Source organism: Mucilaginibacter sp. OK283, from assembly GCF_900110415.1.
In the GTDB taxonomy this organism is placed as follows: domain Bacteria; phylum Bacteroidota; class Bacteroidia; order Sphingobacteriales; family Sphingobacteriaceae; genus Mucilaginibacter.
In genome coordinates this window covers 291,248-316,184 of sequence record NZ_FODR01000001.1, presented here as the reverse complement: position 1 = coordinate 316,184, position 24,937 = coordinate 291,248, and the positions used below count along the sequence as shown (strand labels likewise).

16 protein-coding genes are annotated in these 24,937 nt (G+C 40.3%); 9 read left to right on the top strand and 7 right to left on the bottom strand.

What is annotated here, in order from left to right:
- Positions 1-8 precede the first annotated feature (8 nt).
- Together BMX56_RS01490 and BMX56_RS01485 are read left to right on the top strand one after the other, a co-directional pair.
- On the top strand, positions 9-998 hold the full coding sequence (locus tag BMX56_RS01490; RefSeq protein WP_090639224.1) for a S66 peptidase family protein: 990 nt from the start codon (positions 9-11) through the stop codon (positions 996-998).
- A gap of 56 nt (positions 999-1,054) precedes the next feature.
- Entirely contained in the window at positions 1,055-1,462 is a 408-nt protein-coding gene (locus BMX56_RS01485) for a DoxX family protein (protein ID WP_090639214.1), read from the top strand.
- A 45-nt stretch (positions 1,463-1,507) separates the two neighbouring features.
- On the opposite strand, the gene BMX56_RS01480 is transcribed toward BMX56_RS01485, so the two are convergent.
- The 5 genes from BMX56_RS01480 to BMX56_RS01460 all read right to left on the bottom strand — a co-directional run bounded on the left by BMX56_RS01480 (position 1,508) and on the right by BMX56_RS01460 (position 9,271).
- Complete coding sequence (locus tag BMX56_RS01480; RefSeq protein WP_090639208.1) at positions 1,508-2,212, bottom strand: hypothetical protein; 705 nt, start codon at positions 2,210-2,212, stop codon at positions 1,508-1,510.
- 95 nt (positions 2,213-2,307) lie between these two features.
- Positions 2,308-3,303 (bottom strand): carboxypeptidase-like regulatory domain-containing protein, encoded by a 996-nt coding sequence (locus BMX56_RS01475; RefSeq protein WP_090639202.1) that lies wholly within the window; start codon positions 3,301-3,303, stop codon positions 2,308-2,310.
- A 147-nt stretch (positions 3,304-3,450) separates the two neighbouring features.
- On the bottom strand, positions 3,451-4,401 hold the full coding sequence (locus BMX56_RS01470; protein ID WP_090639194.1) for a DUF1735 domain-containing protein: 951 nt from the start codon (positions 4,399-4,401) through the stop codon (positions 3,451-3,453).
- Positions 4,402-4,445: 44 nt separating this feature from the next.
- Positions 4,446-6,038, bottom strand: coding sequence for a SusD/RagB family nutrient-binding outer membrane lipoprotein (locus BMX56_RS01465; protein ID WP_090639188.1), 1,593 nt, complete (start codon positions 6,036-6,038; stop codon positions 4,446-4,448).
- A gap of 20 nt (positions 6,039-6,058) precedes the next feature.
- On the bottom strand, positions 6,059-9,271 hold the full coding sequence (locus BMX56_RS01460; RefSeq protein ID WP_090639182.1) for a SusC/RagA family TonB-linked outer membrane protein: 3,213 nt from the start codon (positions 9,269-9,271) through the stop codon (positions 6,059-6,061).
- Between the two features lie 183 nt (positions 9,272-9,454).
- On the opposite strand from BMX56_RS01460, the gene BMX56_RS01455 reads away from it, so the two are divergent.
- From BMX56_RS01455 to BMX56_RS01420, 6 genes are all read left to right on the top strand, one after another.
- Complete coding sequence (locus BMX56_RS01455) at positions 9,455-9,787, top strand: PadR family transcriptional regulator (protein WP_090639171.1); 333 nt, start codon at positions 9,455-9,457, stop codon at positions 9,785-9,787.
- Between the two features lie 24 nt (positions 9,788-9,811).
- Entirely contained in the window at positions 9,812-11,482 is a 1,671-nt protein-coding gene (locus BMX56_RS01450) for a PspC domain-containing protein (protein WP_090639162.1), read from the top strand.
- Positions 11,483-11,974: 492 nt separating this feature from the next.
- The gene (locus BMX56_RS01440; RefSeq protein ID WP_090639148.1) at positions 11,975-14,425 is read left to right on the top strand and encodes an outer membrane beta-barrel family protein; all 2,451 of its coding nucleotides are present in this window, start codon (positions 11,975-11,977) and stop codon (positions 14,423-14,425) included.
- Between the two features lie 1,030 nt (positions 14,426-15,455).
- Positions 15,456-15,785, top strand: a complete 330-nt coding sequence (locus BMX56_RS01430) for a nucleotide pyrophosphohydrolase (RefSeq protein WP_090639125.1) — start codon at positions 15,456-15,458, stop codon at positions 15,783-15,785.
- The gene (locus BMX56_RS01425; RefSeq protein ID WP_090639118.1) at positions 15,724-17,739 is read left to right on the top strand and encodes an McrB family protein; all 2,016 of its coding nucleotides are present in this window, start codon (positions 15,724-15,726) and stop codon (positions 17,737-17,739) included. Before BMX56_RS01430 ends, BMX56_RS01425 begins: the two co-directional genes overlap by 62 nt.
- A gap of 56 nt (positions 17,740-17,795) precedes the next feature.
- Positions 17,796-20,147, top strand: a complete 2,352-nt coding sequence (locus BMX56_RS01420) for a DUF2357 domain-containing protein (protein ID WP_177183680.1) — start codon at positions 17,796-17,798, stop codon at positions 20,145-20,147.
- 44 nt (positions 20,148-20,191) lie between these two features.
- Here BMX56_RS01420 and BMX56_RS01415 read toward each other — a convergent pair whose 3' ends face one another.
- Complete coding sequence (locus tag BMX56_RS01415; protein ID WP_090639103.1) at positions 20,192-21,091, bottom strand: hypothetical protein; 900 nt, start codon at positions 21,089-21,091, stop codon at positions 20,192-20,194.
- 923 nt (positions 21,092-22,014) lie between these two features.
- Here BMX56_RS01415 and BMX56_RS01410 point away from each other — a divergent pair.
- A complete protein-coding gene (locus tag BMX56_RS01410) occupies positions 22,015-23,454 on the top strand; it encodes a lipoprotein (protein WP_090639093.1) in 1,440 nt (479 codons plus the stop codon).
- A 745-nt stretch (positions 23,455-24,199) separates the two neighbouring features.
- Here BMX56_RS01410 and BMX56_RS01400 read toward each other — a convergent pair.
- A complete protein-coding gene (locus BMX56_RS01400; RefSeq protein ID WP_090639075.1) occupies positions 24,200-24,886 on the bottom strand; it encodes a LytR/AlgR family response regulator transcription factor in 687 nt (228 codons plus the stop codon).
- Positions 24,887-24,937 lie beyond the last annotated feature (51 nt).

The window sequence follows — 24,937 nt, the reverse complement described above, 5'->3', positions numbered from 1 at the left end:
ACATAAACATGAGTGAATCACTAACTAATTCTGAACATGCGGACCTGCCGACTTCGGATCTTTCAAACTCACCGACTTCCGGGCTTCCCGACTTCCCAACTTTCCAACTTCCTCCTTACTTAAAAAAAGGTGATAAAATTGCCATTGTATGCCCGGCAAAAAAACTGCCCAATCCAATGACAGACGCGGTTACCCTGTTACAATCATGGGGATTGGAAGTTATATTGGGTGAAACCGTAACAGCATCCTACCATCAATTTGCCGGCGATGATGAATTGCGTGCGAAAGACCTGCAACGTTTTATTGACGATAACAGCATTAAAGCCATCATAGCAGCGCGGGGCGGCTATGGCACCATCCGGATGATTGACAAAGTTGATTTTAGCCGGTTTGCCCAACAACCCAAATGGATCATCGGTTTTAGCGATATCACTGTATTACACACCCACCTGTTTGCCAATTACCACGCACAAACCATTCATGGGCAAATGCCGGTAAATATTCCCGATGCATCGGTACGGTCGCTAGATACGCTGCGAAAGACCTTATTTGGCGAACAACTGGCTTACGAATTTACATCGCATGCCGCCAATCGCGCTGGCGATAGCAGCGGCATCCTTATCGGCGGCAATTTGTCGTTACTTGTAGCGGTATCGGGCTCGGTATCTGATATTGATTACACAGGAAAAGTGTTATTCATTGAAGATGTAGGCGAATATCTTTACAGCATCGACCGTATGCTGCGCTGCCTTGACAGGGCAGGCAAGCTCAAAAGCCTGGCAGGCCTGGTGGTTGGCGGGTTTACCGATGTAAAAGATAACGATATTCCCTTTGGCCAAACCGTACCCGAAATTATTATGGATATTGTACAGCGCTACAATTATCCTGTTTGTTTTGATTTCCCGGCAGGACATATACCCGATAACTGCAGCCTTATATTTGGCCGCAACGTAACCCTGAGTGTAGGGAAGCAACACAGCCATTTGAAATTTGTTTAACACCCGCGGATCATAACAGGCAATCAAAACTAAAACACCATTTTAATCATTAGTACATGGCATTATTTAGCAATTTAAGCAATTACAAAAACTTCGGACTTTTAATTATCCGTGTGGGTTTGGGCGTTATGTTTATTTACCACGGTTACCCTAAACTGATGGGAGGCCCTAAGGAATGGACCGAGCTTGGCGGATCAATGAAATATATTGGCATTCACTTTTTACCCATGGTGTGGGGCTTACTGGCAGCCGTTACCGAACTGCTGGGCGGGTTTCTGCTTATTATCGGGCTTGCATTCCGCCCGGTATGTATTTTATTGTTTATCAACCTGGTTATAGCTGCGCTAATGCATTTGCGCACCGGCGGCGGCCTGGGCGAAGCGGCTCATGCTATTGAAGACGCCATAGTATTTGCCGGCTTAATATTTATAGGCCCGGGTAAATATAGTGTGGATAAAAAGTAGCCCCGAATTAGCAAGCGGGCCTCAAACAACGTCGTGCTTACTAATTTACTGATTCAGATAGTTGCCGAGGGCCGCTAAGAATGCTTCGTCAATATCATCATCTTTGTGATCTGTAAAAAATGCTTTTACTTTATCCGCATCTGCAGCAAAAACTTGCTTAATGGCTTTATTTTTTAAGCTTATTTTTTGTGGTGCCGGTGTTTTAGCATCAACTACATAATAAGCAGGTTCATCAACATACTCATCATATTTGTTGCCGCTTGATGATATACCATCGTTCTTATAATCGGCTTTTATAAACCTGGTTTTGGTAAACTTATATATTTTATACTTGCTCCCGGTTGCCAATACTTCGCAATAGTGCGTGGCATCAATTGCGGGCACGTATTCAAAAGCCATAGCCTTATCTGCCTTATTGTAAACCACAAAGTTTTTTACATGTTCTTTATCAACGGCAATGGCGGTTTGTTTATCCTGGCTCAGTAGTAATGCGCCCTCTATTTTATCATAATTAAATGTATAATTTTCGCTGTTAACTGTATTTCCTTTGTTGTCGGTAACGTAACCTTTAACCCAGGTGTCAAATAAATACCTGCTGCCCTTGGTACCTTCATTGTTAACCAGGTTATAGGCCATCCCTGTACCAGACATGATCCCCGTAGATGAAATGCTGTTTGTGCCTGTCTGCGCTTTTAAAACGTCGCATGTTATCATGAACAACACGAGCGCTGCTATATGTTTTATTTTCATTTTAAACCGGTAAAATTTTTATTTAAATTATAATAAAAAAGACCATTAGGTTTTATGCTAACGGTCTTTTTAAAAATATATTCCTTTCCGATTTGCTAATTCAAGGAATCGGCAAGGTTGCTCAGGAAGGTATCGTTAATATCATCATCAGCATGATCGCTGAAATACGCTTTTACTTTATCAGCATCGGCAGCGAAAATCTGTTTGATGGCTTTTGCTTTCAAAGATATTTTTTGCAAAGCCGAAGTTTTAACATTAAGCACGTAATAAGTTGGCTCGTCAACGTACTCGTCATAATGGTTCCCGGTTGATGTCATACCATCGGTTTTAAAATCCGACTTCACAAAGGTTGTTTTGGTAAATTTGTAAACTTTGTATTTGCTACCATCTGATAATACCTGGCTGTAATGGGTGGGATTAATAGCAGTTACCAAAGTATAGGTTTCCGGCTGATCGAGTTTGTTATAAATTGTAAAGCTTTGTATCTGGTCGCGGTCAACATCAACAGCTGCGCGTTTATCCTGGGTTAATAACAACGATCCATTGATCTTGTCATAGTTATAGGCAAAATTGTCGTTTTTAACTGTAGCACCGGTTTTGTCAACCACATAGCCTTTAGCCCAGCCATCGCCAACTAAATAGCGGCTACCCTTGGTATCCTCCTTGCGACTGATATTAAATAAATTACCACCGCCAGCCGATGAAACATTGAAGAAAGAATAACCCTGAGTAGTGTTAACTCCACCTGCAGAGTTGACAATTTTATCAGGATCACCAGGCGTCATTTCTTTAACGCCCGATTTTCCGGGCTTAAGCACTACTACAATGTTGTTATCTTTTGCTAATACTTTTTCGTCTTTATAACCCTTCGCGCTCACTACTATTTGTTCGTTTGCACTTTTAACCGGCAAAGTGAAAAACCCAAGTGAATCTGTATAGGTTACCGTTTTTGTATCAGACTCCTGCACTAATGCAGATCGCACCGCTTCGCCTTTTTCGTTTTTTACCGTGCCCGAGGCTGTTATTGATTGTGCTACTGAAAACTTAGCAGTCGCTATAAGTAAAACTGCAAAGGCAATATTCTTTTTCATCGTAATATGTTTATACTAAGCTACTAATAAGATTTTAATAATAATAGTAAAATAAAATAAAAGACCGCCCATTGCTGAGCGGTCTTTTTTAAAAACTGAAGATCCAGTTAAACTATAAAGCAAATATTGCTTATGTTTTACTAACCCCTATCGAGCATATTCATCGATAATTGCTCTCGAAGCAGTGGTAAAGTAAAACCTGAATAGTTTTAACGACTGCGCATAAGTATAAACCCCGTTTGGATCAAAAGGTGTAGTGTGATAATTTGCCGGTAAAAAGAACGGACCAGTCGCCAACACCACGCCTCCGGGTGTAAACAGATCTGCTATATCTGATCCATAAAATTTAATTACAAATTTTGAATAGGTAGCAGAAGCACCGGTTCCTGTTTTAACAAAAGTCACGTCATAACGAGGTGCTGTATAATAAGAGGTAGTTACAGTAAACTCCTGAGGGCTAATAGGGTTAAAAATAGAAGTCCCTTTATTAACTCGTTTTGAAGAAGGGGCTGACGCTGTACTATCCGCTTGCTCCCACCTGGTATAATAATGGGTATAGGGGCCGGCAAAGTCATTACCAATGAAGTGAAAATAATGGATATTAAAGTTAGCACTCAAAGCTACGCCACTCCCGCTGGCACTGGCAATTTTTACCGGCAACATATAGCTGGCGGCCGGATCCATTTTATTTTTATTAAACTTAACTGTTATAATCGCAGTTCGTGTACCGGCTTTAATCGTTGTTGTAGTTGCAGATAACGAGTAAGCTGCGGTTGGAACAGCGATGTAAGGGATATTTGGCAATACAGCAGGATTGGCTGTATTATAAGCATCAACAAGCGAATTATCAACGGCTAATGTAACTACTACATCCGACGACGGAGCATATTGGCCAGTGATATTAATATAAAAATCTCTGCTAACAAAACCATCGGCATCCTGTCCGTCCGTTATAGCATCCGCACTAAAATACGGTATCCCGCTATGGGGCAACTCGGCAAAGGTACCGATATTTGATAAATCCACGTTTGGCTTGTCTTTTAAACAAGACGAAAGCGAGACGGTAAGGACTCCTAATAATATGATTAATTTTTTCATTTCTTTCTGTTTTATTATTTATTTATTAAACATAAGCGGATAGCTTACTTCATCCAGAATATCTTAGAAGTAAACAAATCATTACCGCCACCACCCGCAGGCACGTTGGCACTATTCAATGTGGTTTCGTTTATTGGGTAAGGCAAACGGTACGGGATATGTGTTACCGTAACGCCAGGGTATTTTGATACCGGTAAATCTGTTGGGATACCCAACCTTCTCCAATCGCTATATGACTCTAATGGATCAACTGAGTTCATTGCTGCCCATTTTTGAGTAATTATCAGTTTGATCTTATCTGTCGCAACAGCATAGTTTGTCGATGCATTGTTCTGGCTTGTATAGTCTGCTGCTCCCGGAGCTCCCAAAAAGGTAAAGGATGCTGCAACCGCAGATTTATACATTGTTGCTGCCGAGCCTGCAAGATAGCCACGCTCTATTGCCTCTGCCTGTAAAAATAAGCTCTCAGAAGCAGGTAAAAGTACAGCTGCCTGCCCAGGACCTTTTTGCACGCCAGCAGATGTAAAGCCGGTTCCCAAAATAGCAGAAATTACTGTATTTGATTCGCCATTGCCATTAACACTGCCGTAATCTCTACCTTTAATTTTCGAAAGGTCATTTATTGGGGCTGCATATTTGACAGCTTCAACACCTTGCGGGCAATATACATAGTTACCACGGGGATCATTATTATTTCTGAAAAAATTAACACCGTAGCTATTTGCACGCCAGTAAACGGTGTTAGCACCATTTGCACCTGTTGCAGTTGCAACTACATCGAAGTAAAAAGGATTCTCCTGTGCATCAGATGCATTTGAATAACCTGGATTTACTGCTGCGTCAATCGACAAAAAGTCAGAAGCCTTATAGGTTTTATCAGCTTGGTTAGCGGGAACGTTGGGATTTATTGCCAAAGCCGATTTCACCGCGCTACCCCCTATACCGCCTTCTGTTTGGCGCATTAAAAGCTTTAGTTTTAATGTGTTTGCAAACATAGTCCATTTGGCCATATCGCCGCCAAACACCACGTCATAATTACCTGGGCTTGTTGCTTTATCTGCATTAGCATTGATGATGGCTATCGCAGAGTCGCATTTAGCAGTTATACTTTTATAGATTGTTTGAGCATCATCATATTTATATGAAAATGTGCTGTTTACAATTAAAGCTTGTGAATAAGGAACACCATTGTACAAATCCACCAAACGTTGATATACGTATGATTCCATGATCATCGCAATGGCCCTGTAATTAGCCTGTACAGGATCATTACCTACAGTTTTTAATAACAGGTTATAGTTTGACAAATTTAAATAAGCATTATCGAAGTTACCCGTAAAGTTACTACTCGTGATCTGGTAAATTACGTAAGTTGTACTTGGTGTAAAGCCTCCGCTTTGTGTCCAGTAGCCCATCCAGTTTTCCAAAACATCAGCATTGCCACCCTGTACCAAATTCGCGGTAGCAGCCAATGATGAACTTAATGAATATTTAGCAGGTGCAGACGTTGGTGAGTTAGGGTTTACATCATTAACATTAAATGTTCCTTTCTGACAGCCTACAATACCTGTTAAGAGCACAGCCGTGAAAAATAAGCCTAAGCTAACTTTTCGCTTAAATATTGTTTTCGTTTTCATTTTTTCTATCAATTTCTTTGTTAAAAAGTTACAGCTAAAGTGCCGCTGATTATTCTGGTTGGCGGAGCCTGGTTTAAAGTTGTTCTACCAACTGCGTTGCTGGTATCATCGTTAAACTCTGGGTCGGTAAATTTATTGGTTGACGGACGGAACATTAACAGGTTACGACCAGAAACCGCTACGTTAACATTTTTAATAAATTTAACATCTCTTAACCATGCCTTAGGAAAGTTGTAGTTTAATGAAGCTTCGCGTAATTTCCATGCAGCTGCACTAATCACATAGTTAGCGTCAACACCTAACCATGTAGTTGGGAAGAAGTTGTAGTTGCCATCTTGTGTAAGGATGTTTGTGTTATCAACATATTTTCCGCTTGCATCTTTATAAACCGAGTTAGGGAATACAAAGCGCTGACGACCGGTAAGTGTGGTAGTAACACCGTTACCCGAGTGATCAAGCGTACTGCCGATAGCATTAAAGATCTTGTAACCACTTCTGTAATCAATAGTAAGGTTTAAAGTAAAGCCTTTGTAGCTTAGTGATGATGTAAAGCCTAACAGATCTGTTGGGTTAACATTGCCCAACGGCTGTGTTGCCGAAGCCCTTACCGGTAAACCAGTGGTGGCATCAACAATAACTTTGCCTGTTGCAGGGTCTCTGTTCCAGTCATAGCCTTTAATCTGGGCATATGGCAAGTTTTTCACAGCGAAAGTATTACCGCCTAATGAAAGCTCATTTACACCCGATACTATACTGATAACTTTGCTGCTTTGTTTGGTATAGTTAACACCTAAAGTCCATTTAACAGCTTGTGAGCTGATAACGGTACCATGCAAATCAAGCTCTAAACCTTTGTTTTCGGAGTTGGCGGCATTTAATAACGCCGAGGTAAAGCCCGATGCACGCGAAATTTGTGCGGTTACTATACCATCTTTAGTGGTTGATTTGTAGGCAGAAGCTGTTAAAGTTAAGCGGTCTTTTAAGAACCCTAAATCCAAACCAACTTCATCTTCAGTAACCGTTTCTGGTTTAATATCAGGGTTGGCAATTGTACCGCTTAGCGAGTAGCCAGAAATGCCTGTGCTACTGTAAGGGAAACCTCCAGCTAAACCAACAGTTGGGATGGTGCGGTAAGCACCGAACGCAATGTACTGTGAGCCACCTGACAATGCCGAAGCGTTACCTGTTTTTGAGTGTGCATAACGTACTTTAACAAAGTTAAGGTAGTCGTTATTAGCAATGTCCTTAAATATCTCGCTTAGTACAACACTACCGTCAATGTCATAATAACCTATATATTTATTTTTCGAAGATAACCTCGAATCTAAATCCGTCCGGTATGATCCATGAATGAACGCATAGCTTTTGTAGCCTAAAGTAGCAGTACCGAAGTATCCTAACTTACGCGCCTGAAGTGAGTATTCGCTCAAACTTGGAACCGATGAAAGGTTTTGAGTGTTGTAGGGTAAAAAGTTAATCGAACCTTGATTTACGGTAGTAGCGGTTACTTTGTTATCCAAATAAGCTACACCTAAAGTGCCGTCGATTTTAAAATCAGCTGGAAGTTTAAAGTTGTAGTTGGCAAGGAAGTCTGAGCTAAATAACAAATTGGTATAGTCGCTTGTTCCGTATGAAGGCAATAAATCATTTGCGGCATATTTATGCCCGGCACCGTCATTTTCTACAGTATCTAACCCACCTGAGTTGTTAGGATAGATCATAGTTTCGGCATTCTTGGTAAAATCGCTGTAAGTTCTGCCGGCATCCTTAGCCTCAGATCTGCCGCTTGTGTTATCAAGAGATGTACGATAAGATAAGGTCAAAAACTTGGCTACTTTTAAATTCGCCTGCAAGTTTGCCTGAATATGGTTTTCAACCAGTGTATATCTTGATTCGTTGATTATTTGACCAGGACTGATGTAATAATCATTATAGTAAGTATCAGGGTTGCCATATTTACTTGTTGGATCCCTTAAATCTTTAACCGGAATGTTAACAGGTGATTCGATCAAGTCATTATAGACAGCACCTGTATTGGTTTGATTTTTTGTTAAATAAGTGTACGCAACCGAATAGGAGGTGGAAAACGCCCCATATTTTTTATCCCCACCTACACGGAATACATCCCTGCGACCTTCATCTTTAGGCATAATTGATTTACTGTGCAAATCCTGGCCTGACATGTAAAAGCTGCCGTTTTCTTCACCTGATGTGAAGTTAAAATTGTGTTGGGTAGTAATACCAGTGTCAAAAAAGTCTTTCTTTTGATTTTTAACAGCCGAATAGGGAACTAATTCAGATGAACCATCTGGCAGTGGCCGGCCAATAGGTACCAACTTGCCATTAAATTCCGGGCCATAGCTTTGGTTCTCATAAGGGTAGTAATTGTAGTGTCCATCAATTTCATCAACAAATTTTGAAAAATCGAAAACTTCACCTTCACCACCATTAGCACCAAAACGGGTTTGGTACTCAGGTATGTAAGAAACCTTTTCAATTTGGTAAGTAGAAGACACTGTTAAAGCAGAAGTTCCCTTGGCGCCGTGTTTGGTTGTAATTACGATAACACCGTTGGATGCATCAGAACCGTAAACCGCAGATGCCGATGATCCTTTCAATACAGTTGTTTCGGCGATATCTTCAGGATTCAGCGTACTGATATCGCTATAGAAGATAGAACCGTCAACTACGTAAAGTGGCTGGTTGTTACCAATCAATGACCTGTTACCACGTAAAGTGACACGAGTAGGCGCAAATAAACCGTTGTTGGTGGTTGTAACCTGCAAACCAGAAACCTTACCGGTTAAGCCATTGGTTACGCTGATTGGCTTTGCCTGGGTAATATCTTTGCCCGTTACTTTCGAAGTAGAGTACCCTACCGAAATAGCCTGCCTTTGGATACCCAACGCTGTTACTACAACCTCGTTCAACTGGCTGTTGGCGCTCAAAAGCACAACTTCAATTGTACTTTTTGTACCAACGGCCACATCCTGGGTGTTATAACCAATAAAAGAGAAAGAAAGTACCGCGCCCGGAGATACGCTTAGAGAGAATTTACCGGCAGCGTTGGTTTGCGTACCGCTTGAAGTTCCCTTGATTTTCACTGATACTCCCGGAATGGGTAAGCCATCGTCTTTGGCCGTAACCGTACCAGTAACTGTACGGTTTTGTGCGTGCACCTGTGTTAGGCATAACAACAGAAAGCACAAACTTGCTAGTAGAAGTTTTTTCATTTTGTTAATAATAAGATCAGTTAATAGTTAATTAATGTTAAAAGTAATGTTACATTATCAAAAAGTCAAGTAAAATCTTTAAAAAGATGACTTTTTTTTAAAAAAAGCATCTTTAATAATAAATATTAATAATTTTAGTACTATGTATTGCATAATACAATCTTAAACATATATCTTTGTATTATGATCGTCGAAAACACACAAACCCAAATGAGGAAGGGCATACTGGAGTACTGCATCCTATCCATCATAGCCAAGGGCGAAACATATGCTTCAGACATAATTGCTGAGCTAAAGAAAGCCCAACTGCTTGTAGTTGAGGGTACTCTGTACCCGCTATTAACCCGTTTAAAAAACAATGGACTGCTCACTTACAACTGGGTCGAGTCGATTTCAGGACCACCCCGAAAGTATTATGTACTGTCAGACGAGGGCCGGAATGTGCTGGAACAGCTGGATAAAACCTGGCAGGAATTGGTTTATGCTGTGCAAACGGCCATTGGAGACAGAAAATAAAAAAACCTGAAATTATTACCCATCATGAACAAAACTATCATCATCAACATAAATGGCATCGTTTTTCACATCGAAGAGGATGCTTATGACGTACTTAAACTTTACATGACAGATGTAAAACGTCATTTTTCAACCTCGGCCGATAGCCTGGAGATAACAACCGACATCGAAAACCGCATTGCCGAAATGTTTAACGAAATTTTAGCAAGCCAAAGCAAGCAAGTCATTGTTGAGCAGGACGTAAAGCTTGTAATTGAGCAAATGGGCTCGGTTGAGGACTTTGAATCGGCCGAAAACGATGCAAAAGCGCCCGGAAACACCTCCTATGCCTATAACACCGAACGTCGCCGGCTTTTTCGCGATCCGGACGATCACCTGGTGAGCGGTGTTGCCGCAGGCATTGCCAATTATTTTGATATCCCGGCCGTTTGGATCAGGCTGGCCTTTGTAATTTTCCTTTGTGTGGCAGGCAGCGGCTTCTTCTTGTATGTTATATTGTGGATGGTGATCCCGAAAGCCGTTAGCCGTGCCGACAGGATGGCTATGAAAGGCGAGAAACAAGACCTGAAAGGTTTTAAAAAGAGTTTCGAGGAAGAACTGAGCTCCGTTAAAGAAAACCTGCACAACTTTCAGCACGAGGCCAGGCCATTTGTTTACAAAACCCGCGATTTCATTGGCGATTTTTTTGACCACCTTGGCGTGTTTTTACGGGGTGCCAGTAGCTTGCTTGGTAAAATAATAGCCGGTGGTATATTATTGGGCTGTTTTGGCCTTGCTATTGCACTTATTGTGGTTGTTATTATGTTTTTAGCGTTCGGCAAAACAGATATCTACCATATATTTCCGTTCAATATAGTTAACCATAATACCAATCTTGTATTTATAGCAGGCGGCTTTTTATTACTGGCTATCCCTTTAACCGCCATTATATTACTCATTATTGGCTTTCTGTTCCGTAACGCATCATTCAACCGCTCGGTTGGCACCACTTTATTATGTGTATGGCTGGCCGCGCTTGGCGCAGTAGTATATTACGGTGTAAGGGCATCTGTTGATTTTAGGGAAGGCGCAAGGCTAAACACCACCATTAACATTAAAGCCCCGGCAAACAACACCTATTACCTGCAGCTTAACGATGCCAAATACCTGAGCAACGAGGATAGCACCCGCCTGCGCATAAAAGAGCGTTTTAACGGCATGGTTATTTTAGATGACGACTTTAATGGCAACGAAGAGATGGACGGCCCGAACCGCGTAAGCATCGATATTGAAAAAAGCGATGTAGCACAACCTGTTTTGGTTGAATCATTCACCGCCCGCGGCCGCGATTATGAGGATGCGCTTACCAATACAAAAAATATTACCTACCGCTTTATCCAAAAAGACTCGGTGTTGAAATTTGATCGTCACCTGGAAAGGACCGCCGGTACGCTGTGGCGCGGGCAGGAGCTGCACCTTACCTTAAAGGTACCCTTGAACTCCAAGCTGGTTATTGATACCAGGCTGGATGTTAACATCGGTTTTAATCCTTATGATTGCCAGCAAAGCAACAAACCGATTAATCCGCTTGGCGCAAAATTTATCATGAAAGAAAACGGCATCGAGTGCGACATTCCGCCGGTACCGCAGGCCACTATCGACAGCCTGAGAAGGCAGGAGGTAGCCGATAGCCTTAAAAATGCAAATCAGCAATAAAACCACATCGTTGTATAACATAAAATGCGATCAGTTGTAAAATATATAAGCCTGCTATTATTTAGCGGGCTTATTATTGCTTTTTACTGCCTTACATTTAACCAAAGCCCGCCACCTGCCGTTAAACCAAATCCATTTGTTACTGCGCCAACCCAACCCGGTAGCAGCCAGCCAATAGGCCAGGCCGTTATCATAAATATTGCTAAAAATTTATTCCCTGCGTTAAAAAGTTTAATTTCTCTGTAACCAAAGTACCCTATTGTGCATCTTAATACCAAAAGACACAAAAATTACAGATCAGGCCCTGGCGAAGGCGCTTACCCTTTGGCCAGCCTTAAACTGACATACACTATGAATAAAAAGCTTATATCAAATAACTACTAAACACACTTAAGGCTACCGCCAAAACAGCTAAAAACTTATTTACAAATTTTAAAAGGAGTTATTTTCCTTAACGGCATTGTATTGCCCAAACTTTTTAACAACACAATAATGAAAACTAAAATCAACCATATATTATACACACTCCTGCTTGTAGTTATCAGCTGGAGCGCGTCCTTTGCCCAAACCGGCAATACGGGTGCCGCCAAAGTATCAGGTTCGCTGGTAAATGACCAGGGCAAACCGCTTGACTATGCCAGCGTAAGCATCATCAAAGCAACCGACTCCACCATAGTTAAAGGCGCTTTAAGTAACGATAATGGCGTTTACTCCTTTGACAAAATACCCGCAGGTAAATACCTGGTAAAGGCCACCGTTGTAGGTTATGTAAAAGCGATGAGCAAACCTTTTACCGTTACCGAAGGCTCAACCAAGGTTGAAGTGCCCGTTTTAAACATGCAGCCCGGCAATACCACTTTAAAAACGGTTACCGTTACCGCCGCCAAACCGCTTGTTGAACGCAAAATTGACCGCACCGTAATGAATGTAGAAGGCAGCGTACTCGCCGCCGGCAACACCGCCATGGAAATTTTGGCACGGGCCCCCGGCGTAACTGTGGATAAAGACGATAACATCAGCCTTAAAGGCAAACAGGGTGTAACCGTAATGATAAATGATAAGCTTACCTACCTTACCGCCGCGCAACTGGCTACCCTGTTACGCTCAACCGACGGCAACACCATTAAATCTATCGAAATTATTACCAACCCATCGGCCAAATATGATGCCGCGGGTAACTCGGGTATCATCAACATTAAATTAAAAAAGAATGCCCAGTCGGGCACCAATGGCAGTATTACGGCCGGCGTGGCCAAAGGCAGGTATTGGAGAGATAACAGCAGCCTTAACCTTAACCATAAGGATGGCAACCTGAATGTGTTTGGCACTTTTAGCCGCGGCGACAGCAAACGCGCGCACGACTTACTGCTCGACCGCGTGGTGAGCAACGCCCAGGGGGTTACCAACTATTTTAACCAGCAGTCATTTATGCCCGATGCCAATCATTATAATAATTACCGCATTGGCGCCGACTACGACCTTACCCCCAAACATACCATTGGCTTTGTGGTAAGCGGCTATTCAAATACCGAAAACAACCACAACAGCACATCTACTATAATAGGCACCAAATATGGCGCTGCCGATTCATCGCTGCGCACCAATTCAATTTTTGAGCAGGCCTACAAAAACATAGCCGTTAACCTTAACGACAGGCTTAAAATTGACACCAGCGGCCAGGAACTAAGCTTCGACCTTGATTACTCTAAATTTAACAACAGCAACAACGCGCAATACACTACCGATTATTTTTTAGCCGATGGCAGCCCGCAGCGCCCGTCGCAGTTATTGCGTAACCAAAGCCCGTCAACCATTACCATATATACTGCCAAGGTTGATTATACCAAACCGCTTACCAAAACCATAAAACTGGAAGCCGGCGCCAAATACAGCAATGTTAAAACTGATAACGATTTAAGGGCCCAGATTGATAGCAGCGGCGTATATATTAACGATAAAGGCCGCAGCAACCACTTTATTTACGACGAGAAAATTGAAGCCGGCTACCTTAACCTGAACAAGCAGTTCAAAAAAACATCTATACAGGTGGGCCTGCGTGCCGAGCATACCCAATCAAACGGTAACCTTATTGGCAGCACGCCGGTAAACCGCAGCTACCTTAACTTTTTCCCAAGCGCGTTTATTAACCACACTATCAATGATAAAAACGAAGTAAGCCTGTCATACAGCCGCCGTATTGATAGGCCGGGTTATGATGCGCTTAACCCCTTCATTTTTTATCTCGATCCGTATACCTTTCAAAAAGGTAATGCCTTCCTTAACCCGCAGTATACCCAAAACTTCGAGTTTAACTATACCTATAATAAAACCATTAATATTAGCCTGGGCTACAGCCGCACCACAGATGCAATTACCGAGCTGATTTTAACCGAAGGCGAAAAAACATTTCAAACCAATAAAAACCTGCAAACGCAAACAGGCTACAATGCCAACATTAACACCCCCTTCACTATTACCAAATGGTGGGAAGGCAATATCAACGTAACAGCCTTTTACCTCGGCTTTAAATCCGATTCGCTTGCTGGCTTCAACTTCAACAATGGCCAGTGGGCATACCAGGCACGTACAACCCAAACCTTTAAGTTTGCCGGCGCCCGGTTAGAGGTCATGGGCGATTACCAATCCAGGTTAACCTACGGCATTTATAAAATAAGGCCCCGTTACTCGGTCGATCTTGGCCTCAGCAAATCCTTCTATAATAAAAAGCTGAATGTTAAAGTGGCCTGCGACGATGTATTTAACATCCGCCGCAATAACCTAAGCAGCAACGAGCTTGGCAACAACTTCGATATCAGGCAACGAAACGACTCGAGGGTAGGCCGGCTTACCCTTACCTACAACTTTGGCAACAACTCCATCAAAGTACGCCAGCACCGCAGCGGCGCCGACGATGAAAAAGGCAGGGTGAAAGGCAATAATTAAGTGGGCGGTTTGCAGTGGGCAGCAGGCAGTTGGCAGTTGGCAGTGGGCAGTTGGCAGTTGGCAAATACCAATAAAAAAGGTTCGTTTGAATTAGGCAACCGAACCTTTTTTATGAAGCGCCGCGCCGTTGTTGGGGTTATAACACAGGTGTCCGGAAGAAATAAATTGAGGGCATGCGCCATTCCTTCCCCGGGGAAGGGCCAATGCTGTTAAGTTAAGAAAAACAGGAGGACAAATAATATCGAACACCGAATTTGGAATGTCTAACGCCGAAGATTCTCCTTCATTATTCGATATCGGGCATTCGGTGTTCCATATAAATCAATCTTTACCTTATTAATAGCATTTGGGCAGAAGGCAGAAGCAGGCGATTCCGGTTCCGCCGGCATACAACTCCCCCACCACCCACCAATGAACCAGTGAACCAATAAGCCTCCTGCTAATCCACCAATAAACTAATGAACCAGTGAACTAATGAACCAAAACTAACCCACCATCCCACCAATGAACTAATGAACCAGTGAACCAATGAACCAACTAAGTAATGAACCAGTGAACCAATAAACGCCCTCCTAACCCACCATCCCACCAATGAACTAATGAACCAGTGAACCAATGAACCAGTGAACTAATGACCGATTCCCTTTTTTGACTTTTGAATTTTAACTTTTGAATTTAAAATGTCGTTGCCTGCGGCCCGTGCTGTACGTTCATACGCACACAGGCATTAAGCGCCGGGCCGGTATCCACTTCCATCACTAACGTGGGCTGCGGGGATAGATTGTTGATTTGTGCTACAAATGAGCGTTGCGATTTGCATGGGGCCGGCTGTGCTTCACATTAAGTCAAAAGTGACCGAACACGCGGACAACCACACAACACTTGCGCTAAAATAGGGGCCTATGCCTAAGCTTATACAAAGCACAAGCTTAGGCATAGGCCTTGTGAGCTACGCTATCTGTCTTAAGTAGCATAGGGTTATGCGGTTTCTCAAATATTTTTTCTTATTTTTCCAATATCATAACCTAATATGAGCGACTGGAAAAATCTTCAAGAATTATTAATCAAGTTCCGAGACGAACGTGATTGGGCACAATTTCACAATCCAAAAGACCTTGCTTTAGCATTGTCAATTGAAGCCGCAGAGTTGAATGAACTATATCTTTGGAAGGATGCTGAAACTGCCGATATTGAAAAAGTAAAGGAAGAACTTGCCGATGTTATAAGTTATTCTTTACTTATCGCAGATAAATATGGTTTTGACATAAGCGAAATTGTAGCCGACAAGATTAAGAAAAATGAAATTAAATATCCTGTCAGCAAGGCAAAAGGGTCTTCAAAAAAGTATCGGGAATTATAATATGCCTATACCACATAATATAAGTAAAGATCATTTACTAAAGGCAATAAATAAAATTGACAATGAAGGAATCCCCAAGGGTGCCGATTCCCAATATTACGACGTATTATTTTCAGATAAGTTGTACCCGCCCAAGCTAATTGTATCATACGCTAATTTTTTTGCGAATGGTGTTAACTTAGATCGAGATTCATTTGCCGGGGGACTAAACACACCTTGCTTTAAATTGCTTGAAGAAAATGGGTTTAAAATTATCCCAAAACAAATTGCTAATCTTATGAGAAAAATCAAGCTATATGATATTCATGGTGTGAGCGCATCATCAAATTATAAGTCGCTTATAACAAATGATCATAAATATTTTTATTGGGATAATAAGAAGTTTTCCAACTATGAACTTGGAGATATTGTGTTCTGGGTAAATCGACTTTCTAGAGAGATATTGTTTACTGAAATCGACAAGAAGGATATAATACCAACGTTCGATAACGGCAGAAATACAATTAATGATGACGAATATGTGGTTTTTGCCAATGCAAATGAGGGACAATTTGAATTATTTTATAGATTTAAAATACTAAAAAAAACAACAATCCCCTTGGATTGGAATTACAAGGATCCATCTACATTTGCCAGTCAAACAATGGCTCTCATATTATTTGAAGAAGGTGTCAGAAAGCAGGAAGGACGGATAAGCAAAATAACTGATCTTATGAAACTCTTTTCTTCCGGAGAAGCATATGATCTTTTATATAAGGCAAAAAATATACTGGAAAGTAACATGGTTCTAAAGAATCCATCAGTTACAATACCCACCGAGAGAAATCAGAAATCCCCAAAGGACATAATTCACATTCATGAATATTTAAATAATAAAGGCTTTCAATATAATTATGAGGAAATTGCCAACTTTTATTTGTCTTTGAAAACCAAACCATTTGTAATTCTTGCTGGAATTTCAGGAACAGGAAAAACCCAACTCCCGCGAATGTTCGCAGAGGCAATTAATATTAAAGACAACATCAGACAAGTCCCCGTGCGACCTGACTGGACCGACGGAAGTGATTTATTGGGATATACCTCGTTGGAAGGGAAATTTGTTCCAAAGGAACTAACAAACGCAATAAAGTCAGCTGCTGCTAAACCGGAAGAACCATTTTTCTTTATTCTCGACGAAATGAATTTGGCACGAGTTGAGCATTACTTTAGCGACTTTTTAAGTGTTATAGAAACGAGAGCCTGGGAAAACGGTAAAGGGACAAACATCAAAACACAAGCTTTTTTTAGCGATGATTTTTTCCGGCAAGATGATTTAATAAAGTTTAGAAACTTGACATGGCCAAAAAATTTGTATTTGATTGGTACGGTAAACATGGATGAAACTACCCATTCTTTTTCAAGAAAAGTATTAGATAGAGCCAATTCTATAGAGATGAATGATATAAATCTTGATTGGATTGAGGCTTCAAAAATATCGTCAAAAAGTATAACTAATGTTACGAATACATTTTTAGAGACTGAATTTTTAATATCAACAGATTTAACTGATTCAGACAAAAATTCGATAGCTGAAGAATTTGCTTTGCTGAAAAAAGTAAATGATATCTTACAAAATGCAGATTTACAATTTGCCTACCGCGTAAGGGATGAGGTTGCATTTTATCTCACCCTAAACAAGAAATATAAATTGATTGAAGATAAAAAAGCAATTGATTTTCAGTTGGTACAAAAGGTATTACCTCGTATACATGGCAGTTCAGAACGAATTCAAAAAGTACTGATTGATCTCCTGAATTTATTGGAGAACAAAGATTTTAAAAGTAACTCTTTTCAATACGTTGATTTTGAGCAGAAAGTTGATTTTGAAAATTTAAACTATACCCGATCTTCAAAAAAAATAGCATTTATGTTAAAACGTTTTGATGATGACCGTTTTACCTCATTTTGGCTTTGATAAATAATCAAACATATTATTTCACGTCTGAAGGTCGCGGGACTTTGGATTTACAGTTGGATAAGCCCGTAAAGCAGGTATACAGCAAAACATCCTCGATATCCGAAGTTCTATCAATTAAAGTTGAAGGGTTAGATAGCCAACAACCGTTAGAGCTTTTATATTTTTTTGAGTGGCAAAAAATTCAATACACATACATAATAGATGCAAGTTCCAATTTTAAAGCACCTTTTGAGCTTGTAATTAACAATAGAAGGGAAAATAAATCTAACCCAAGAAATGGTCTGCATTTGCTTACCGGAGTATTTTCCTTTAATGACCAGGTTGGAAGTACACAAATAGAGATAAAGGATGCTGAAAATAAATCCATATTTCTTCTTAAAACTGAAGTGTTTCCGCAAAAAATGGATTACAAATCAGATTATAAGGCGATGATGGGTGAAATTTCTCAAATCATTCAAAATCTGTCATATGCCTCACTGAAAGACACTTTTAGTAAGAGCAGAGCAAAACTAACAGGTAGGGCGACACAAACTGAATGGTGGAATATTTTAGATGTTCTGTTTGATCAAATGATTTTGAATTTATACATCATAAACCGGCAGCCTAAACATGACATTAAAAGGTACGAAGTAGTGTTACCTGTAGAAAAAGTTCGGCAAGCTTCAAAGAAAAATATAGAATGGTTTCGAAAAAATGGTCAGCACTGTAATCAAGATGGCATTGGACTAAATGTTAGCACAAAATCAGCGTTTACTCAAGCACTATCTTTAAAAAAATATGTTTCTTATGATACTTACGAAAATCGATTTATAAAATGGTCGGTGAAAAATATTATCGAACAACTTAGAATATACAAAAACTACATAACAAACTATTCAGATCTTTTAGACTATTCCCCCCTCTTATTAAAACTCAATCAATATCAAAGCAGGTTACAATCAATTATTCATGAAAATCCATTTAACGAGGTAACAGAGTTTGAAAATCGTTCATATTTTTCGACATCGCTTACACGTGGAGCGGGTTACAGAGATTTTATGCATATTTATTTGTTGCTTTTGCGAGGGTTAGAAATTGCTGATAACGATATTTTTAAAATTGAACAAAAGGATATTTCCACCTTATATGAGTACTGGTGTTTTTTAAAATTAGTTCAAATATTAAATGAGCAAAATGACTCTGAATTAAATTACCAGGACCTAATAAAAGTTAAGGCGAATAAATTCGTTGTTGAACTAAAAAAGGGGAATGAATCTAAGGTTACTTTTAAGAACAAGATAAATAATACGACAACAACTATTTACTTCAATAAAGAGTTTGGTAAAAAAGGTGGAAACGTATTTACTTTCAATCAGCGTCCCGATTACTCAATTGAATTCACAAAGTTGGGTTTTGAAAAATCATTTTGGTATCTATTTGATGCTAAATATCGATTTGACGAAAAATCAGATAATGAAATAAAATTTAACGTCCCACAAGATGCTATAGGGCAGTTGCACAGATACAGAGACGCGATTTTACATAGCAAACTAACAGATGCACCTTATCGATCCGCAGTCAAAAATTTAGGTGGTATAATTCTATATCCCTACCCTCTTTCGGAAAAGGAATTTAAGGCTAACGATTTTTATAAGAGCATTAAAGAAGTAAATATCGGTGCTTTACCTTTTTTACCGAGCAAGACAGGGTTAGTTAATAGTTTACTTAAAGATTTAATAAGTAAATTACCTGAAGAACATTTTGAACAATTCATAGAAATGGATCGTTCGGAATACTCAGAAAGTCAAAACCAATGGAGTGAATGGATAACAATTGGGACTATTCCTAAGAGCGACATTGAAAAAAGGAGAGAATTTATTTCTAACACAAATATATATCATGTCCCTTTTGTAAAGAATCTAAATTCCAAATTATACATGTCTAAATCATTATTGGTTTATGATTCTGTATCATCTGAGTCTAAATTATATCAGGTAAAAGATTGGGAAATTAACTCTGATCTTGAGTTAAAACAAAAAGGAGTCACCTGGGACTTACGTAGTCCAAATTATGTTGTTTTCAACTTAATACGTCCTAAGTCTATACAAGTCCCAACCAAAGTTGGTTCAATCAAAGGATATCGTTACACCACCCCTAAGGGGTTAAGCCGATATTTGGAAACAGGAGATAAAAACTATTTCTACTTAACTAACCCGAGTGCCGCCAGATTTATCGAAGAGGTTAAACTTTTAAATAAAAAATGTTCGGTTAAATGGAAAAATCACGAAAATGATCCATCTATGATAGAGATTTTAATTGATGACTTAAATATACTATCATCTGACATTTATCCCCCGTTGGTTTTTCGATTAGGGAATGAACCGATAAAACTTAATGACTTGCTGTCTAAATTAATTAAGATATAAGATTATTGTGGCGGAAACTAATTAATTCCCGCCACAATATTGTTTTATATGCCTGAAAGATCAAGGGCTGGATAATGCTCTTTAGCATAATCTACAAATGAATCCAATGAACCGTTATATTCTACAACAAAATCTACCAAATCTTCTTTTTTCTTACCGAATTCTTTTCTTATAGCTTTAATAATTGCCCGTCTTCTTCCATTTGCTAATGTGTTTATGAATATCGCCGGATTATTAACTTGTTTCTGACCATTTAATATCGCGGGTGATATATATTTCCCCGCAACGAAATTATTGTACCCTGAAGGGTAGCTTCTCGAAGGTGATATTATGTCCTTGGGTATCAATATAATTGGCTTACCTCTATAATCAGGAAGATCGAAGTCCGCCGTTCCCCACTGTGCGGCTGCGGCGTCATAATAATGAAAATGCACCGGTATAGTTGGAATATTGTGCTGTACACATTGATTCAATGTAAAGTCAGCGAAAATATTTCGACAAACGTTAGCAATCGTGTCTGACATGATATCCTGGCCGATACCCTTAACTAACAATAATACGTTATGAGCTTCATTTGTAATTTGTATCCCTTGCCTGGCAAATCTGTTATTTCTTAAAGCACCAAAAATTTGTACCGATCTCTCGTCGGATATAGCTCTTCCTTTATTTGCACCTGAATATCCTAAATGATATTCATTAGGCTCATGTAAATGTGATAAAAAAGCAAGGCCATTATGAGCATCGTTAGGCACAATAAAGTCCCTATTAAGCTTAACAAAAAACGCTTTAAGCTGTGAAAAGATATTATTAAAAATGGGAACTTGTCTGTTATTAGCAATTAGAAAAGGACAAATGAAAGCTAATAAATCTTCATCCAAGGGTATATCTAAAAACTCAACGATCTGATTTTGAGGAATATTGAAATGTTCTTTAAATGATGGCATAAAAATGTTTTAATACCCCTTTATAATTCGAGGCATGTGATAAAAATAATTGAATTAACAAATAACTTCATCACTGCATTATCCAGACAGTTTTTTAAGCAACACTGCTCCAGCATGAAAATAGTTTTTCATCATAACTTCTCATAATAGTACCGCCGACTAGCTCGGTGACTTAGATTATTATCGGTTTACCAAAAGCTTATATTCGAATTGGTGGCAAATATATTTGGTCGATAAGATTGATAATCCATTCATTCTTAACAACTTTCCCCTTCAATCCATATGCCAGCTATTCCCAATTGTTGTAAGGCGTCATTGTGACATGGATTATTACATAATGACTAATTAATTAACCATTATGTAATGTCTCCTAATATTTATTCAATAAAAATATTATTAAATATGCCGCTATGGCAGATTATACTCTTCCGTTAGCGCCTTTGTATTAATGTATGCCACCGCTGGCGTATTCGTGGCGCGTGTGCTCCGCTGATAGATAATCACCTCGATACAGCTTATCTTTTTTCAGTTCGATAGGCAAGTGGATCCCCCCCCCTTAGCGCAAGTGTTGTGCGGCTGCGTGTGGGAGGGTCACTTGTGACTTCTTTTAAACAAACACCTATCAAAGCACAGGTGGGCCAACGCTCAAACCGATTACTCAACACCTGCGCTAAAACGTTAGCAATTTGTAAAGCGTTTTAGCGTGTCAGCCTATGGCCGATGCTATCCTCCGCTGCTGTAAGTACCTGCACTGCCACATAGTATCAAAGTTTTTTCTGATGGTACGGTATTGCAAATTCAATGCATTGTATTAGCTATATTATTAACTAAAAATTTATAATAATTATATTATTCAATTATTATATCTTTAATCCGTTAATTTAATAAACCACCGGCGCAAGCCGATAAAAAAAACTAAACCTATGCGCAAAATTTTATTAGCCATTGGCTTACTCGTGATTGTTACGGGCTGCCAAAAAAACACATCACAATCTGTCCTTTCAAACTCACAAAATTTAGCCGGGCATTCAACCGAAGTTGATTCGTTAAAGGCGTATCTGTCTAAACTCACTTCTATCGATCCCAGTCAGATCAGCTATGAAGCCGACACCAAACAGTTTGTTGCTTTTGGGAAAAACCAAATTAGCTTTGATGACATAACAGCCCTTTATAACAAATGGCCAATAAACGTAAAGGCCAAAGGCTTATCAACCAATATGGTTGCGCCACCTGTTGACCCTTGCGGCGATTGTAGCGGAACTCCTCCTCCTGTTACACCCGCGCCTGCACCTACAGTTCCGCCCTATACAAACCCGGGCGATTCATTGCTCAGTTATTCTAATACCTTACTTACTTATAACTTAACATCCAAAACTATTAGTGATGATGGTACCATGAAGCCATTTTACACAGATGTTACCCAGGGCGCAGTAATAAGTTACAGCATTGCAGTAACCGGAAGCAGCGGCGGTACACTAAGCGGCACAACGCTTAACGTGCCTTACAACCAATCGCAAACTGTTAAGGTAACGGTTAAAATCTCGTTGCCTCATGACCCTGCAACAGGTAAGGTTTCCAAATTTACTTTGAACGCGACGCTTGAACTTTTTACGGGGAATATACTAACACCATCGGGCATTCCGGGATATGGAATTTCGATAACTGAAAAAAACGTAAAACCTACGGATATTTTTTCGACGCAAACATTTGATTTTACGCTGCCGGTAGCTTCGCCAAGCCTTAATGGAACACATTTTTGCATGTATTGGAATAATGCATCAAGCGGATCGAACGAAAAGGAAATTGCCGACCCTGTATATACAATAGCTGTACAGGGACTGCCTACCACTTCGGGCACTACTGTTACCGAACAAACAGGCCCGATAATATATTTGTACAGGATGTTTTCGGCACCAGCCGGTGAGCACTTTTATACCACTTCCAATGTGGAAAAAAGCCAGCTTTTAAATCAACCTCATCAGTACTTTGCCCCAAGCTTTTGGTCGTGGCTGTTTGGAAGCCAACACCCCAATAACTATTGGACACAAGAAGGAAACATAGGCCGTGTATACAACTACCAGGCTAAGGGTACAGTGCCGTTGTACCGCCTTTATAATGGTACCGAACATATGTTTACCATCAATCCCTCTGAACGGGATAATATTATATCAACGTTAGGCTATCATTCGGAAGGTATTTCGGGGTACGTTTATTCTACCCAGGTAGCCGGTAGTCAACCCATATATAGGTACCGTGGAACCAAGTCTGCAGGTCATTTCTTCACCACCAGTTATACTGAAATTAATGATGGCAGCGCCGCGGGTTTTGCGTACGAAGGTATAGCCTATTACGATTTGCCTTAATTAACACCGCTTACCAACAGTTTGTAAAAACTGTTTTAATAAAATTCACTTTGCGTTATCACCGGAGGCCTCAAAAAAGAGGTCTCCGGCTATCGCAAGCACTTCCCCCCTTTAGCGCAAGTGTTGTGCCGCCGCGTGTGGGAGGATCACTTGCAACTTCCTTTAAACAAATACCAATCAAAGCACAGGTGAGCCAACGCCTAAACCTATACTCAACACCTGCGCTAAAACGTATTAGCATCTTACACCTTTACTTATTTTAATGTTCATGCTAAACCGTTTCAGCATTTATAGCAAAGGTGCCGTACAATCAGTTGTTTCCCCGCGTTCGCGTTAGGGATGGCAGCGGATACAGGCCCACGAGCGTAATGCCTGCAGGCGTATGAGCGTACAGCCCGGCCCGCAGGGAACGCCCATTTAGTATCAAGTAGTAAGTAGTAAGATTTTTTTGGTTGATTTTCGGGGCTTTTAGTATCAGGTAGTAAGACTTTTTTGGCTGATTTGCGCGGAAATGAGGGGTAAATTCTAAACGCTAAATCCGAAATCCGAAAATAAAAAATTCCGAAATCGAACATCCGAATTCCGAAATCACCCGGCGAAACGCTCCAAAAGGGTAATCACGTATATCGTATGGCCGCTACGCGATATATTTCATTCCTCCTTCACAATTTCGCGAAATTTTACAACTCAGCATGGCAGTGTTTTTTGTATGTAAATCCCCTTCAGAGTCAGTGGATTGCGCAATTTAGGACGACAAAGAACGGAATACGTCATAGGTAGCCCCAATGGGAATGCTATGCTCGTTGATATTGATCTGGGACCTGTCAAACCGGCTAATCTTATTGCGGGCAACTATAAAAGCCCGGTGCGTGCGGATAAACTTTTTGGCGGGCAGCATCAGCAGCATGTCGGTAATGGTTATCCGGGTGCTTAATGTGCTATCGCCCTGCAGGTATATTTTGGTATAGTTGCCGGCGGCCTCAATAAAAAGGATCTCATCCAGCTTAACTTTAATTTGTTCGTACCCGTCTTTTATAAATATCGAAGCCATCTCCGGGGCGCCGGCCGACTTGCTGCGCAACTCATGTAGCTCGTAGGCTTTATTGCAGGCCTTTAAAAAGCGTGGCAGCGAAAAAGGTTTAAGCAGGTAATCAATGGCATCCAGTTCAAAACTTTTTACGGCATGTTCGGAGTACGCTGTTGTGAAAATAACCATCGGCGGGTTGGCAATGCTGCTTAAAAAATCAATTCCGCTGATGTCGGGCATTTTAATATCAAGGAATAACAAATCTGTTTTGTTTTTTTGCAGATAGGTTAGCGCATCAAATGCATTGGTAAAGGTTTCCTTCAACTCAATAAAAGGCACTTTGGCTGCGTGCGATTTTACTACGTCGAGCGCTATGGGTTCATCATCAATGGCAATGGCTATCATTCTTTAAAATTAATTATTATATGGAAGCTAAAAGCAGAATGCACAAAGCCT